Annotated in this window: 1 protein-coding gene; it reads left to right on the top strand. The window is 61.9% G+C overall.

Annotated elements, in window-relative coordinates; all coding sequences use genetic code 11:
- The coding region (locus EDI28_RS26405) for a VCBS domain-containing protein (protein ID WP_199287518.1) at nt 1-466 on the top strand (466 nt) is incomplete at both ends.

Genomic DNA, 466 nt, shown 5'->3' with positions numbered 1-466 from the left:
TTTCGGGACGTTCAAGATCGGAACAGACGGTACCTGGAGCTACGAGCTGAACAACGGTTCGGCCGAGGTGCAGGCGCTGACCGAGGACTCCGAACCGCTGAGCCGCGAGTTTACCGTGACGACTGCCGACGGCACCGAGCATACCGTCACTGTCACCATCAACGGCAGCGACGACGGCGCCGTGATCACACCTTCTGTGCCGGATGCCGATGCTGGCACGGTGAAAGAAGATACGATTTTGACCACCGGCGGCAAGCTGGASGTGGTCGACCCGGATGCGGGCGAGGCGGTGTTTGATGCCGAGACTGTCACCGACGGCAATTTCGGGACGTTCAAGATCGGAACAGACGGTACCTGGAGCTACGAGCTGAACAACGGTTCGGCCGAGGTGCAGGCGCTGACCGAGGACTCCGAACCGCTGAGCCGCGAGTTTACCGTGACGACTGCCGACGGCACYGAGCATACC

The organism is Photobacterium chitinilyticum (assembly GCF_004104355.1).
Classification (GTDB): domain Bacteria; phylum Pseudomonadota; class Gammaproteobacteria; order Enterobacterales; family Vibrionaceae; genus Photobacterium; species Photobacterium chitinilyticum.
The sequence above is the reverse complement of the archived record's forward strand: the minus strand, read 5'-3'. Positions and strand labels throughout refer to the sequence as shown.